At 70.3% G+C, this 246-nt stretch carries 1 pseudogene; it reads left to right on the top strand.

Annotated elements, in window-relative coordinates:
- Positions 1-246: pseudogene (locus ACTFO6_RS19390) on the top strand (2-isopropylmalate synthase); the annotation flags it as partial.

Here is a 246-nt window from a genome sequence, read left to right as displayed (position 1 = left end):
TCCCGGAGCAGTTCGGGACGCTGATCCGGCAGTTGCGCACCCGCCTCCCCAACGCCGACCCGTTGGTGTGGTCGGTGCACTGCCACAACGAACTGGGCCTGGCGGTGGCCAACTCCCTGGCGGCGGTGCTCAACGGCGCGCGCCAGGTGGAATGCACCATCAACGGCATGGGCGAGCGGGCGGGCAACGCGGCGCTGGAGGAGACCGTGATGGCGGTGCGCACGCGCCGGGACATATTCCCATGCG

It is taken from the genome of Pelomicrobium sp. G1, assembly GCF_051905455.1.
Lineage (GTDB): Bacteria > Pseudomonadota > Gammaproteobacteria > Burkholderiales > UBA6910 > Pelomicrobium.
Note: the sequence above shows the minus strand (reverse complement) of the source record. Positions and strands in the feature narration are given on the sequence as shown.